At 64.3% G+C, this 13,063-nt stretch carries 16 protein-coding genes; 7 read left to right on the top strand and 9 right to left on the bottom strand.

Features of this window, described 5'->3' with window-relative positions:
* Window positions 1-16: 16 nt before the first annotated feature.
* The 5 genes from ACSQ86_RS08200 to flgB all read right to left on the bottom strand — a co-directional run bounded on the left by ACSQ86_RS08200 (window position 17) and on the right by flgB (window position 3,612).
* Window positions 17-760 (bottom strand): flagellar basal body rod protein FlgF, encoded by a 744-nt coding sequence (locus tag ACSQ86_RS08200; RefSeq protein ID WP_436308725.1) that lies wholly within the window; start codon window positions 758-760, stop codon window positions 17-19.
* Between the two features lie 16 nt (window positions 761-776).
* A complete protein-coding gene (gene flgE / locus ACSQ86_RS08195) occupies window positions 777-1,991 on the bottom strand; it encodes a flagellar hook protein FlgE (protein ID WP_436308724.1) in 1,215 nt (404 codons plus the stop codon).
* 80 nt (window positions 1,992-2,071) lie between these two features.
* Window positions 2,072-2,758, bottom strand: a complete 687-nt coding sequence (locus ACSQ86_RS08190) for a flagellar hook assembly protein FlgD (protein WP_436295943.1) — start codon at window positions 2,756-2,758, stop codon at window positions 2,072-2,074.
* A gap of 24 nt (window positions 2,759-2,782) precedes the next feature.
* Window positions 2,783-3,199: a flagellar basal body rod protein FlgC gene (gene flgC, locus ACSQ86_RS08185; RefSeq protein WP_436308723.1), complete on the bottom strand. Its 417-nt coding sequence runs from the start codon at window positions 3,197-3,199 to the stop codon at window positions 2,783-2,785.
* Between the two features lie 8 nt (window positions 3,200-3,207).
* Complete coding sequence (gene flgB / locus ACSQ86_RS08180) at window positions 3,208-3,612, bottom strand: flagellar basal body rod protein FlgB (RefSeq protein ID WP_436308722.1); 405 nt, start codon at window positions 3,610-3,612, stop codon at window positions 3,208-3,210.
* 162 nt (window positions 3,613-3,774) lie between these two features.
* Here flgB and flgA point away from each other — a divergent pair, with 162 nt between their 5' ends.
* The 5 genes from flgA to ACSQ86_RS08155 are packed head-to-tail and all read left to right on the top strand — an operon-like array spanning window position 3,775 to window position 5,915.
* Window positions 3,775-4,467, top strand: a complete 693-nt coding sequence (flgA, locus tag ACSQ86_RS08175; RefSeq protein ID WP_436308721.1) for a flagellar basal body P-ring formation chaperone FlgA — start codon at window positions 3,775-3,777, stop codon at window positions 4,465-4,467.
* A 59-nt stretch (window positions 4,468-4,526) separates the two neighbouring features.
* Window positions 4,527-4,823: a flagellar biosynthesis anti-sigma factor FlgM gene (gene flgM, locus ACSQ86_RS08170; RefSeq protein WP_436308720.1), complete on the top strand. Its 297-nt coding sequence runs from the start codon at window positions 4,527-4,529 to the stop codon at window positions 4,821-4,823.
* Window positions 4,820-5,278 (top strand): flagella synthesis protein FlgN, encoded by a 459-nt coding sequence (locus ACSQ86_RS08165; protein WP_436308719.1) that lies wholly within the window; start codon window positions 4,820-4,822, stop codon window positions 5,276-5,278. The genes flgM and ACSQ86_RS08165 overlap by 4 nt, the downstream gene beginning before the upstream one ends.
* A 59-nt stretch (window positions 5,279-5,337) precedes the next feature.
* Complete coding sequence (locus ACSQ86_RS08160) at window positions 5,338-5,589, top strand: type II toxin-antitoxin system ParD family antitoxin (protein ID WP_436308718.1); 252 nt, start codon at window positions 5,338-5,340, stop codon at window positions 5,587-5,589.
* Window positions 5,586-5,915, top strand: a complete 330-nt coding sequence (locus tag ACSQ86_RS08155) for a type II toxin-antitoxin system RelE/ParE family toxin (protein WP_436308717.1) — start codon at window positions 5,586-5,588, stop codon at window positions 5,913-5,915. The genes ACSQ86_RS08160 and ACSQ86_RS08155 overlap by 4 nt, the downstream gene beginning before the upstream one ends.
* Before the next feature lie 68 nt (window positions 5,916-5,983).
* On the opposite strand, the gene ACSQ86_RS08150 is transcribed toward ACSQ86_RS08155, so the two are convergent.
* Window positions 5,984-7,126: a zinc-binding dehydrogenase gene (locus ACSQ86_RS08150; RefSeq protein ID WP_436308716.1), complete on the bottom strand. Its 1,143-nt coding sequence runs from the start codon at window positions 7,124-7,126 to the stop codon at window positions 5,984-5,986.
* A 223-nt stretch (window positions 7,127-7,349) separates the two neighbouring features.
* On the opposite strand from ACSQ86_RS08150, the gene ACSQ86_RS08145 reads away from it, so the two are divergent.
* Together ACSQ86_RS08145 and ACSQ86_RS08140 are read left to right on the top strand one after the other, a co-directional pair.
* Window positions 7,350-9,035 carry a sensor histidine kinase gene (locus tag ACSQ86_RS08145; RefSeq protein WP_436308715.1) on the top strand — a complete coding sequence of 562 codons (1,686 nt, stop codon included), beginning with the start codon at window positions 7,350-7,352 and terminating at the stop codon, window positions 9,033-9,035.
* A 10-nt stretch (window positions 9,036-9,045) separates the two neighbouring features.
* Window positions 9,046-9,732 carry a response regulator gene (locus tag ACSQ86_RS08140; RefSeq protein WP_436308714.1) on the top strand — a complete coding sequence of 229 codons (687 nt, stop codon included), beginning with the start codon at window positions 9,046-9,048 and terminating at the stop codon, window positions 9,730-9,732.
* Between the two features lie 19 nt (window positions 9,733-9,751).
* Here the strand turns inward: ACSQ86_RS08140 and ACSQ86_RS08135 are convergent, their stop codons facing one another.
* From ACSQ86_RS08135 to ACSQ86_RS08125, 3 genes are read right to left on the bottom strand one after another with little or no spacing between them, the layout of a single operon-like run.
* The gene (locus ACSQ86_RS08135; RefSeq protein ID WP_436308713.1) at window positions 9,752-10,660 is read right to left on the bottom strand and encodes a type II secretion system F family protein; all 909 of its coding nucleotides are present in this window, start codon (window positions 10,658-10,660) and stop codon (window positions 9,752-9,754) included.
* Between the two features lie 11 nt (window positions 10,661-10,671).
* Window positions 10,672-11,664 carry a type II secretion system F family protein gene (locus ACSQ86_RS08130; RefSeq protein ID WP_436308712.1) on the bottom strand — a complete coding sequence of 331 codons (993 nt, stop codon included), beginning with the start codon at window positions 11,662-11,664 and terminating at the stop codon, window positions 10,672-10,674.
* A gap of 11 nt (window positions 11,665-11,675) precedes the next feature.
* Window positions 11,676-13,049 (bottom strand): CpaF family protein, encoded by a 1,374-nt coding sequence (locus ACSQ86_RS08125; protein ID WP_436308711.1) that lies wholly within the window; start codon window positions 13,047-13,049, stop codon window positions 11,676-11,678.
* Between the last annotated feature and the right edge of the window lie 14 nt (window positions 13,050-13,063).

Here is a 13,063-nt window from a genome sequence, read left to right as displayed (position 1 = left end):
TTCAGGGGTTGGTGGGCTAGCCGTACGCCAGCAACTTGTTGGCCGACTGCGCGTTGGTGTCCGCGGTCTGCATCGACTTCATCTGCATCTCGAAGCTGCGGGCCTGGGCGATCATCGAAACCATGGCTTCGACCGCGTTGACGTTGCTGCCCTCGACCACGCCGCTGGCGACGGTCACGGCCGCGTCGGCCTCGGCCGGCGGCAGGCCCTCGCGCATGCGAAAGAGCCCGTCGTCGCCGCGCACCAGGTCGGCGGTCGGCGGATTGACCAGCTTCAGGCGCCCCACTTCGGCCACGCCGACCAGCGCATCGCCGGCGCCGCGGGCCGTGACGGCGCCGTTGGGCGCGATCTGCACCGTGGAGCCCGGCGGCACCACCAGCGCGCCGCCCTCGCCGACCACCGGGCGCGCGCCCATGGTCAGCAGCTGGCCGTCGGCGCCGACCTGCAGGTTGCCCACACGCGTGTAGGACTCGCCGCCGTCGGGCGTCTGCACCACGAGCCAGCCATCGCCGTGCACCGCGACATCGAGGGCGCGGCCGGTCTCGGTCAGCGGACCGTGGCTGAAGTCGGCGCCCGGCGTGATGGCGGCGACGAAGGCGCGCGTTTGCGCTTCTTCGCCGACCACCGGCACCGCGCGAAAGCTGTTGACCTGCGCGCGAAAGCCCGGCGTCGAGACGTTCGCCATGTTGTTGGCGACCGTGGCCTGCTGCTCCATGGCCTGCTTGGCGCCGCTCATGGCGACATACAGCATGCGGTCCACGGGGTGCTCCTGCCGCTCAGCGGATGTTGATCAGCGTCTGGACGACCTGATCCTGCGTCTTCACCGTCTGCGCGTTGGCCTGGTAGCTGCGCTGGGCCACGATCAGGTTGACGAGCTCGGAAGTGAGGTCGACGTTGGAAGCCTCGAGCGCGCCCGAGGCGAGCGAGCCCTGCTTGGTGCCTGCGCCCGGCGTGCCGGTGAGCGCCTGACCCGAAGCCTGGGTCTCGGCCCAGACGTTGTTGCCCTTGGGCTCCAGGCCGTTGGGGTTGGCGAAGCTCGACAGCACCACCTGGCCCAGCAGCTGGGTCTGCTCGTTGGAGAACTTGCCGGTGATGGTGCCGTCGGGGTTGATCGAGTAGGCGGTCAGCGAGCCCGAGGTATAGCCGTCCTGGTTGAGCTTATTGATCGCGTTGGCATTGCCGAACTGCGTGGTGCCCGAGAGGTCGACCGTGACGTTCATCGCCGCCGAACCGTTGGGGAAGGTCATCGCCGGCAGCGTGATGGTGCCGCCGGCGGGCGTCAGCAGCTTGCCGTTGGCGTCGAAGGTCATGGTGGAGATCGGCGCGCCGGCGTTGAGCGCGGCACCGTCGGCCGCGCCGTAGACGCTCCACGCATTGGCGCCGGTCTTCACGAAGAAGACGCCCAGCTCGTGCGGATTGCCCAGCGAGTCGTAGACCGGCCCGAGCGCGTTGGAGTAGTTGTAGGTGTCCGAGTCGGCCACGTTGAAGGGCGTCTTGGTGGGCGTCACGCTGCGCGAGTCGAGGTTGAACTCGGCCTGCACGCCGGCGGTGGCCTTCGGGTCCATGGCGGTGGTCGGGATGCGAATCGCCGAGGGCGTGCCGCCTTCGATGCCGCCGGTGGCCGACACGCCGAAGCCGGTCAGCCGCAGGCCGGCGGCGTTGACGATGTAGCCGTCCTGGTCCTTGGTGAACTGGCCGTTGCGCGAGTACATGATCTCGCCGCTCGGGCTCGAGAGGCGGAAGAAGCCGTCGCCGTTGAGGATGGCCACGTCCAGCGGGCGGCTGCTGGTCTGGGTCACGCCCTGCGTGAAGTTCTGCGTCACGCCGGCCACCGAGGCGCCGAGGCCGATGCGCGATCCGGCATACACGTCCTGGAAGGTCGCGGCGGCCGACTTGAAGCCCACAGTGCCCGAGTTGGCGATGTTGTTGCCGATGACGTCGAGGTTGGCGGCGGCGACAGACAGGCCGCTGATGCCCTGGGAAAAACTCATGATCGATCCTTGTTTCGAGGCGATGAAAGAACGGCTTGCAGCCGGGCGGCGGCCGCCGAGGGGAAAGGCATGCGAAGGACTCAGAGGAACATGCGGACGTCGGACAGGCCGATGCTGCGGCCCGAGGCCAGCTCGAGCGTGACGCCGCTCGTGCCCTGCTTGACGGCGGCCACCTGCGAGAAGGTGAGCGCGGTCGCCTCGACCGTGGTGCCGTTGTTGTCAGCGGCCACCGTGAAGGTGTAGCTGCCGGCCGGTGCGACGGTGCCGTCGTCGGCCTTGCCGTCCCAGGTGACGGCGTTGACGCCTTCGGGCAACGAGCCGAGGTTGAGGGTGCGCACCGTCTTGCCCGCGGCGTCGACGATCTTCACCTCGACGTCGCCGGCCGAGCCCGGCAGCTGCACCGCGAAGGGCACGACCGCCGGGTCCTTGCCCGCTTCCGGCGCCTTGGTGGCGATCTCGTTGCCGGGCGACAGCACGTTGTAGCCGATCAGCGATGCCGCCTGCAGCACCTGGTTGGCGCCGGTCTGGTTCACCAGGCCGGAGAGCGTGCCGTTGAGCTTCTCGATGCCGCTCACGGTGCTCATCTGCGCGAGCTGCGAGGTGAGCTCGGCGTTCTGCATCGGGTTGAGCGGATCCTGGTTGTTGAGCTGCGTCACCAGCAGCTTGAGAAAGCGCTGCTCGCTGTCGGCGCCGCTCACACTGTTGTTGCTCTGCGCCGAGCTGGTGGTGTTCGTGCCGGTGATGGCGAGGGAGTCGTCGATGGCCATGGGTTCGCTTCTTGTGGTTGGGATTTACTGGCCGATCGTCAGCGTCTTGACCATCAGCGTCTTGGCGGTGTTGAGCACCTCGACGTTGGCCTGGTAGCTGCGCGAGGCGGAAATCATGTTGGTCATCTCTTCGACGACGTTGACGTTGGACATGGTCACGTAGCCCGCGGGATTGGCATGGGGGTTCTTCGGGTCGTAGACCATCTTCATGGGCGAGGGGTCTTCCACCACGCCCGCGACCTTGACGCCACCGATGTCCTGCTGCCCCGAGGCCGCGACCTCGAAGACGACCTGCTTGGCGCGGTAGGGCTGGCCGTCCGGACCGGCCACGCTCTCGGCATTGGCCAGGTTGCTCGCGGTCACATTCATGCGCTGCGACTGCGCGGCCATGGCGGAGCCCGCCACGTTGAAGATGTTCATGGAAGCGCTGGGCAAGGGCATGGTGGTTCCTACTGCACTGCCGACAGCAGCGACTTGATCTTGGCGCTGAGCACCGTGAGGTTGGCCTCGTAGCGCAGCGCGTTGTCGGCGAAGTTGATGCGCTCGGCATCCATCTCGACGGTGTTGCCGTCGATGCTGGATTGGCTTGGCACGCGATAGAGCAGGTCGGCATCGGGCACTGCCGATGCTTCGGCCTGCAGGTGGCGCGCGGAGGTGGTGGAAAGCGTCACCGACTGCGCGGCGCGGCCCTGCTCCACGGCCTGCGAGAGCCGGCTCGCGAAATCGAAGTCACGCGCCTTGTAGTTGGGCGTGTCGGCATGGGCGATGTTGGCCGCCAGCACCTCCTGGCGCTGCGCCCGGAGATTGAGTGCTTCGCGGTTGAAGCGAAGCGCCGCATCCAGCTTGTCGATCATGTTGTTCCATCAGTTGGAGGTGTCGCGTCCCAGGCGGGCATGGCGACTGATGGAAAGCGAGTCTATGCACGGGTCGTGTTTGCAATGGGCCGAACAAAGGGGCATTTGGGGTGCACTTCGCACCTTCAGGCGGAGCCACGCATTCCTAGAATCGCTGGACCGATGATGGAAACAACCCGCTCCTTTCGCCGTCTCCTCCTGCTGCTGCTCGCGGCGCTGGCCGCAGCGCCGGCCGCGGCTGCGCCAGGGGATGCGCTCGCCGTCATCGAACAGTTTCTGCAAGCGCAGACCGCCGGCCTCCCGGGCAAGGTGCGCATCGACGTGAACATGCCGGCTTCGGGCGCGCTGCCTCCCTGCGAATCGCTCCAGGCTTTCCTGCCCAGGGGCGCCGCGCCCTCGGGCCGGGTATCGGTGGGCCTGCGCTGCGCCGGCGACAAGCCCTGGACGCGTTTCGTGCAGGCGCGCGTCGCCATCGAGAGCCGTTACTTCGTGGCCGCGCGCGCCATCGAGGCCGGCCAGGCCCTGGGCGCCGGCGACCTGGCCGAACGCACGGGCGATCTCAGCGCGCTGCCGCGCTCGGTCGTGACCGATGCCGCCGAACTCAGGGGCGTGGTGGCCGTCAACCGCATCGCCGCCGGCGCGCCCGTGCGGCGCGAACTGGTGCGCGGCGTGGTCGTGATCCAGCAGGGCCAGACGGTGCAGGTGGTGGCCGTTGGGCCGGGCTTCACCGTCAGCACCGAGGCCCGGGCCATCACCCGCGCCGAGATCGGCGCGACCGTGCAGGCCAAGACGCGCGACGGCCGCCTGGTCAGCGGCGTGGCGGACGAAGGCGGCCAGATCCGACTCTCGCAATAGGTGACCCTAAAGTTCCGCCCTAAACTGCCGATAAACGGGTCAGCCCCTGAGGAACCATCTTGAAAATCGATCAATCCGCCCCGTCGGCCACACCGCTCTCCCGCACCGCCAAGGGCGGCAAGGCCCTGCCGGCCACCGGCGCCGATGTCGCCGAAGTCGCCAAGGAATCGGTGCAGGTTTCCACGGGCCAGGTTCATTCGCTACCCAGCTCGCCCAGCACCGACTTCGATGCCGCGCGCGTCGCCTCGATCCGCGAGGACATCCGCGCCGGCCGCTACGAAATCCATCCCGAGCGGATCGCCAAGGGCCTCCTGGCCAGCGTGCGCGACCTGCTCGGCGCCAAGAAAGACCTGTGAACGTGATCCTGCTGCCCCATTTGCTGGCCGAGAAGTCCTGCGTCGAAGAATTCCTTGCGGTTCTGGACCTGGAGGCGCAGGCGATGAAGAACAATCTCTTCGCCGACCTCGGCCCGCTCACCGAACAGAAGGCCGCCCTGCTCGACCGCCTGGGCGCGCTCGACCAGGCGCGCGAATCGGCCCAGGTGGCGCTGGGCTTCGAACCCGGCCGTGCCGGTGCCGATGAAGCGGCAGCCGCCGCCGGCGAAGCATCGCAAGAGGCCTGGACGGCGCTGCTGGAACTTGCGGACCGCGCCAAGGCCGACAACCGCCACATCGGATCGATGGTCTACGGCCATCTGGACTTCACCCAGAACGCGCTCGACTATCTGCGGGCGAGCAAGCAGCCCTTCTACGGGCCGGACGGGATCCGCAAGGCGGCGGGCGCTTCGGGGACGCGGCTGGCGCTGGGGTAGGTTCTGCCGCAAGGGGCCTGAACCTTGCCAAATTTTGCCATTCGATTTAGCCTTGGGCCATGAGCACGATGAACATCTCTCTGCCCGACACCCTCAAGGCATTCGTCGACAAGCAGGTCGATCAACGCGGCTACGGCACCAGCAGCGAATACGTACGAGAACTGATTCGCAAAGACCAGGAGCGTTTGCATCTGCGGGAGCTGTTAATGGCAGGCGCTGAGTCCGCACCCGGGGCGCCGGCTGATGCCGGCTATTTCGAGAGCCTGCGTAACCGGGCGCGAAAGGCAGCCAGGACTGGTGCTCGCAGTTGAAGCTTAGGCGCGTTGTTCCGCGCGAACAGGCGAACCGGGACGTCGAAGAAGCAATCTCGCATTACCTGGCGGAAGACGCCGAACACGCCGCACTCGGATTCGTTGATGCCTTGGAGCAGGCCTACGCCCACATTGGCCGTCATCCGTCCACCGGTTCGCCACGCCACGCCCATGAGCTGAACCTGCCGGGCCTTCGTTCCTGGCCGCTGACGCGCTATCCCTATCTCGTGTTCTACATCGAGCATGCCGATCACATCGATGTCTGGCGCGTGCTGCATGGCCAACGCGATATCCCGGCGTGGATGCAGGCGTCGGATTCAACCTGACGGACCTCTCAAGCCTCCCGCGTTGTTGCGCGCCAGCTTGCTTTTCTCTATTCAGTGGGTGCCGGCACTCAACCCTTGCTTGGATTGAGCAAATACTTCTCCCCGGTCGCGTGCTTCGCATAGACCGCGATCTCCTCTAGCCGCAGCGCCTCCGACATCGACACCTCCTTGGTGTAGCGGCTCGCAAAGGTGGTCTTCAATTCGGCCGCCACGCGCTCCTTGAGCTTCTTCGCGCCCTCCGGGCCGATCTTCTGCAGGAAGGGAAAGAGCAGCCAGCCGCCCATGCCCCAGGCCATGCCGAAATTGCGCACGAACTCGGTGGGGCCACGGTCGAGGCCGCCGTAGATGTAGACCTGCTTGTGGGTGGTGGAGCCGTAGCGGCTGTATTCGGTGGCGCTCTTGTTCAAGGCCGCTTCCATGCAGCTCAGGATCTGACCGGCCAGCTTGCCGCCGCCGATGGCGTCGAAGGCCAGTGTGGCGCCGGTGGCGACCAGTGCGTCGGTCAGGTCCTGCATGAAGGTGGGCGCGCTCGCATTGCACACGTACCGGGCGCCGATCGCGCGCAGGATCTCTTCCTGCTCCTTCTTGCGCACGATGTTCACCAGGCCGATGCCGTCCTGGATGCAGATGCGGTTGAGCATCTGGCCGAGGTTGGAGGCCGCGGCCGTGTGCACCAGCGCCTTGTGGCCGTCGCGCTGCATGGTCTCGACCATGCCGAGCGCGGTGAGCGGATTGACGAAGGACGATGCGCCCTCGGCCGGCGTCGTGCCCTCGGGCAGCAGCATGCATTGGGCGACCGGGATGCAGCGGTACTGGGTGTACATCGCGCCGCCGATCAGCGCGACCGTCTTGCCCAGAAGCGCCTGCGCCGCGGGCGAGGAACCCGCCGCCACGACCACCCCCGCGCCTTCGTTGCCCACGGGCATCGACGCATCCAGGCGCGCGGCCATGCTCTTCATCGCGGCCTCGGGGACGCTGGCCGTCACCACCGGTCGCGCCGGCGTGCCCGAGGCCTTGGCCGTGGCCATGTCGGCGGCGCCGAACAGGAGGCCGAGGTCCGAAGGGTTCATGGGCGCGGCCTCGACGCGCACGATGACTTCGTCGGGCTTGGGCTCGGGAACCGGTTCTTCGGCCAGCGAGAGTTCGAGCTCGCCGCTGCGCTTGATCAGGGAGCGGAGCTGCAGGGTGGTGCGGGGTATCTCGGCGGGCATGGCGTGTCTCCGGGCTGGGGCCGGCCAGTATAGGAGGGCTCGGCGCCGGTGCGCCTCCCCGGTGGCGCGTGACTTCTTGCGCAGAACGACTGACAAATCCTTTCAAAAGTCTTACTCTGTTTACCTAAGTAGTAATATGTGACTTCTTCACATACGATTACCACGCGCAGAAATTGGCTGCAGAAAGCCCACGATTTCCCATCGTGGGAGGAGGAGACGCCCGATGCTGGTGCACAGGCTGGACAGGAAAAACGAGTTCGATGCGAGCCTTGCCGCCGACGCCGCCGATGCGCGGATGGTGGCCAGGATGCGGCTCGTGCTGTCCGTCTCCGCCCTGCTCGCGATTTTTGTCGATCCTGCGGGCTTGAGGGGCATCGGGGGCTTCACCTGGCTGCTGTTCTTCGGCTACATCCTGCACAGTTTGGCCGTTTATCTCTATACGCAGCTCGATGCGCCGTTCTCGCAGAGCAAGCTGATTCACTGGCTGGATGTCTTCTGGTATGGGCTGATCGTTCTTTTCACGGACGGCATCCACAGCTTCTTCTTCTTGTTCTTCTTCTTCGCCATCCTCACCTCGTCCTTCCGATGGGGCTTCAACGAGGGCGCGCGCGTCACCCTCGCTTCGGTCGGATTGTTCGCCGCCTGCGGACTGGGAACGACGACCGAGCAGGAGCTCCCCCGCCTGCTGCTGCGCGCCACCTTCCTGCTTGCGTTCGGCTACATGAGCATCCATTGGGGCGGCTCGAAGGTCGAACTGAAACGGCGGCTCGCGCTGCTTCGCGACGTCAGCCGCGTATCGAATCCGCGCTTCGGCGTCGATCACACCGTCACCAGCATTCTGGAGAAGACACAGGTGTTCTTCCAGGGAAGCTGCTGCTTGCTGATCGTCCGGGACAAGGAGTCGGGCGCCTACTTCCTGCGCACCATCAGGGAGGGCGACGCGAAGCGTTCGATCAATGCCGAACGGATCAGCGTGGACGCGGCGGCGCCTCTCGTGGCGCTCCCGCAGGATCGCATCGTGGCCTACAACCGCCCGATCTGGCCGGCCCTGTTCTCGTTCACCGGTGCCGCGGCATACGACAGCGCCAAGGGAAGATGGAACAGGCACGAGGAAGCAGCCTGTAGCAGCCTGGCCGAGCTGCTGGATGCCGGTGCGTTCATCAGCGCGCCGGTGTCGCTCCGAAAGAGCGAAGGCCGCATCTACCTTTTCTCCCGCCAGGCCGGGTTCAGAAAGGCCGATGCGCTCTTCCTGAGCCATATCGCTGCCCAGGCCTTCCCCGTGATCGAGAACATCGAACTGCTGGACCGGATGGCCTCGGATGCGGCTTCGCAGGAACGCCAGAAGATCGCGCTGGATCTTCACGACACGGCCATCCAGCCCTACATCGGACTGAAGATGGGCCTCAGTGCTCTGCGCAACAAGGCGGCCGCCGACAACCCGCTGGTTGAGGATCTCGACAAGCTGGCGGACATGGCCGCCAAGGTCATCGGCGATCTGCGCCGCTATGCCGGTACGGTCAAGAACGGCCTGGGCAAGACGGAACAAGTCTTCCTCTTGGTCCTGCGCCAGCAGGCGGCGCAGGCCAGGGATTTCTACGGGATCGACATCGCCGTCTCCGTGCAAGGCGAGCTCAACGTGAGCGACCGCCTGACCGCGGAGATATTGCAGATCGTGCGCGAGGGCTTGAGCAACATCTGCAAGCACACCTTCGCGCACCACGGCGCCGTCAAGCTGGAATGCGTGGACGGCTTGCTCAGTATCCAGATCGAGAACGAATGCGACGGAACACAGTCGGTCGCATTCCAGCCGAGGTCGATCACGGAACGCGCGACCGCGCTCGGCGGCAACGCGCAAGTGGTGCGGGGAACGAGCGGCGGCACTTCCGTGCACGTTGAGATACCCATCTAGGAGGTGGAACATGCAGCCAGTTGAAAAACCCATCGGTGTCATGCTTGTCGATGATCACCAGACGATGCTGTGGGGATTGTCCAGATTGATCGATGGCGAGAAGCCGCGAATGCAGGTGGTCGGGACGGCGAGAAACTGCGAAGAAGCGCTCGAGCAGGTCGACCAGGTGATTCCCGACGTCATCCTGCTGGATCTCGACCTGGGAGGAAAAAGCGCCCTGGATATTCTTCCCGGCCTGCTGTCCAACTCGGTCTCCCGCGTAATGATCCTGACCGGCGAGCGCCAGCAAAAAACCCTCGACCTGGCGGTCCTCGGCGGCGCCCGGGGTGTGTTGCGCAAGGATGCAGCCGCGGACCAGGTGCTCCAGGCGATCGAAAGAATGCACAAGGGCGAACTGTGCGTGGACAACGAAACGATGGGCCGCGTGTTCGCGGAGTTCGTCGACTCGAAGCGGACGCCCAAGGTCGACCCCGAGGCGGAGAAGCAGGCAGCACTGACCTGCAAGGAACGCAAGATCATCCACACCGTGGTCGACGGAAACGGCGCATCGAACAAGGCGCTGGCCGAACGGCTCTTCATCACCGAGCACACCCTGCGCAACCACCTGACTTCGATCTACCAGAAGCTGGGGGTGAGCAATCGGCTGGAGCTGTATGTCTACGCCGTGAAGCATCACCTGGACAAGCTACCGTCCTGACGGCAGCGCCGCCTTTCTATCATCGTCCGCCGAACAGGGGGACGAGGGTTCGGACGATCTGAATGGCCGCCGGGCCAAGGATCACCATCAGGATGGATGGGAATATGCACAAGACCAGCGGAATGAGCATCTTGGTTGGAATCTTGGCGGCCAGCTCCTCCGCACGCACCTGCCGTTTGTGCCGCAGATCATCGGAAAAAACCCGAAGCGATTCGCCGATGCTTGTTCCGAACTTGTCGGCCTGCGTCAGCATGGTGGCAAAGGTGCCGATTTCCTCGACGCCCGTGCGCATTGCCAGATTGCGCAGCGATTTCTCTCGCGTCCCGCCTGCCCGCATCTCGAGATTTGTCCAGTGAAGTTCTTCCGCCAGGGCGACGCTTTTTATCCTGATTTCATCGGTGACCTTCACCAGCCCGGCATCGAGCCCCAGGCCTGCCTCGACGCAAACCAGCATCAAGTCGGCAGCATCAGGGAAGTTCTCGAAGATCTCCCGCTTTCTGTTCCTGGTGACGCAGTACAGGACGAAATTCGGCAGATAGCACCCGACCAATGCCGCCATGGCAAGGTACATCACCAGCGTCAAGCCTGACGTTTGATTCGACGCTCTCAGGGCAATAAAGGCCAATCCTGCGAGAGCGAGGGGCAGCAGTGTCTTGGATCCGAAGAAGATCAGATGCGCGTCGGGATGCCGGATACCTGCATTGAGAAACTTGACGCGCAGCGGCGATGCCTCACCATCGATCGGCGGCGCCGAAAGCTGAGCGAAGGGGCCGACGATTTTCACCACGGATTCCGTCCACTGCGATTTGCCTGTCGGATTGGACATGGCCTGCAGCCGCTGTTCTGTCTTGCTGGGGGTCAGCCAGAGGAACACTCCTGCGAGTGTCAAGACCACGGCGAAGAAGATGAGCGCGGGAAATAGCAGCATGTTTTTCTCCTCTATACCCGGATCTTGATTATTTTTCTGAGCATCAAGACGCCGAAAGCCATCAGGATGAGCATGTACTTGATGATGGAGATGCCCATCGGATCCTTCCACAAGGGCGACATGAAGCCCGGATTCACCAGGTTCATCACAGCTGCCAGCGCGAATGGCATCGAACCCACGATCCAGGCCGACAGTCGCCCCTCCGACGACAAGACCCTGACCCTTCCATACAGCTTCAGGCGCTCGCGAATCAAGCGGCTCAGATTGCCCAGCACCTCCGTGAGGTTGCCGCCGGAGTCACGCTGGACCAGTACCGCTACGACGAAATAGCGCAAGTCAGTGAGCGGGACTCTTTCGCTCAGGTTGGTCAGCGCTTGCTGCAGCGACACCCCGAAGTTGACTTCGTCGCTGACGATGCGGAATTCATTGGCAATGGGCTCCGCCATTTCTTCGCCGATCATTTGCAAACCGGATGAAAACGAATGCCCGGATCGCAGCGCCCGGGTCACGAGGTCGAGCGCGTCGGGCAATTGCCGCTCCAGCCTGGCCAGCCGGCTGCTTCGCTTGTGCTGCAGATACAGCAGCGGCGCCGCCGCCAGCACTGCTCCCCCGGCGGCGCCCATCAGAAGGGGCTGATGAGCCACGCCGGTCATCAAGACGAGGCCGATCACCCCGAACCCTGCGCACGAGAGCAGCAGCTTCGAGACCGTCCAGTTCAGACCGGACTGGAGGATGAATTTGTCGAGGCTTTGCGCTCTCGGAATACTGAACAGGAGCCGCTGGAAAGCCGGCACCTCGCTGAGCATGCGCTCCTTCAGCAACTGCGCCTGAGCGGTCGCGTCATGAGAGGCCGACAGCGCCCGCAGTCGCTTTTCGAGCTTCTTGGCCTCGGGCCCTTTGTACGACTTCCAGATCAGATACAGGGCTTCCAGAAGGAGAAGCACGGCCACGAAAACCAGTACTGCAACGACCAGGAAGGCATTGCCCCCGATGTCTTTCCACATGATCGACTCCTTTACTCGTAGCGCTTGCTCGGATCGAACATGGCGTCTGGCAGCAGGACACCAAACGATCGCAGGCGCTCGGCGAATTTCGGCCGTACGCCGGTCGCGTGGAAATAGCCCTGCACCTCGCCCTCGGCTCCCACGCCGGTTTGCCTGAACGCGAAGATCTCCTGCATGGTGATGACATCGCCCTCCATGCCCGTGATTTCCTGAATGCTGGTGATCTTTCGCTTTCCGTCGATCAGTCTCAGCCCCTGGATCACGACCGTGATGGCCGACGCGATCTGCTGGCGCGCCGCGTGATGCGGCAGATTGAGATTGGCCATCCCGATCATGTTTTCCAGCCTGGACAATGCGTCCCGCGGCGTATTGGCGTGGATCGTCGTCAGCGAGCCTTCATGGCCGGTGTTCATGGCCTGCAGCATGTCGACCGCCTCGGCGCCGCGCACCTCGCCGATCACGATCCGGTCGGGCCGCATGCGCAGCGCATTGCGTACCAGGGCACGCTGCGTGATCTCGCCCTTGCCCTCGATGTTCATGGGGCGCGTTTCCATGCGCACCACGTGCGGCTGCTGCATCTGCAGCTCGGCCGCGTCCTCGATGGTGACGATGCGCTCCGATTCCGGGATGTAGCCAGACAGGATATTGAGCAATGTGGTCTTGCCCGCACCTGTTCCGCCGGAAATGATCATGTTGACCTTGGCCTTGCTCAGGCCTTCCAGCATGAAGGCCATTTGCGGCGTCAGGCTCTTCAGGTCGTTGACCAGGTTCTCCATCTTGAGTGGGATGTGAGCGAAGCGGCGAATGGACATCATCGGCCCGTCCAGCGCCACGGGCGGAATCACCGCATTGACGCGGGACCCGTCGGGCAACCGGGCGTCGACCATGGGGCTCGACTCGTCGATGCGCCGCCCCACCAGCGACACGATCTTGTCGATGATCCGCAGCAGATGCTTCTCGTCGGTGAAGGTGACGTTGGTGAGTTCCAGTCTCCCCTTGCGTTCGACGTAGATCTGCTCGTAGGAGTTGACCAGGATGTCGGAAACGGTGGGATCGGCCATCAACAGTTCAATCGGGCCAAAGCCCAGCATTTCATGCTGGATGTCCCGAATGAGAGTGCGTCGTTCGATCTCATTGAGGGCTTCCTGCTCTTCCAGCAGCAAGCGTCCGACCATGGCGGAAATCTCTTGCCGCAATACCTCGGGCGCCAGAGTCTCCAGCGCCGCCAGGTCGAACTTCTCGAGCAGCTTCAGGTGCATCCTACCTTTCAGCGACTTGTAGGAATCGGTGGCGACCGGATTCCTGAAGGCGTCGGCCGTGGGCTGAGCCTGCGAGCGCACGATGGGTTCCATCGCGACAGCGTCCAGTTTTTCTCGAAATGACATGGGGTACCTGCCTT

Origin of the sequence: Variovorax sp. LjRoot130 (assembly GCF_964253755.1) — a bacterium.
Classification (GTDB): domain Bacteria; phylum Pseudomonadota; class Gammaproteobacteria; order Burkholderiales; family Burkholderiaceae_C; genus Variovorax.
The sequence above is the reverse complement of the archived record's forward strand: the minus strand, read 5'-3'. Positions and strand labels throughout refer to the sequence as shown.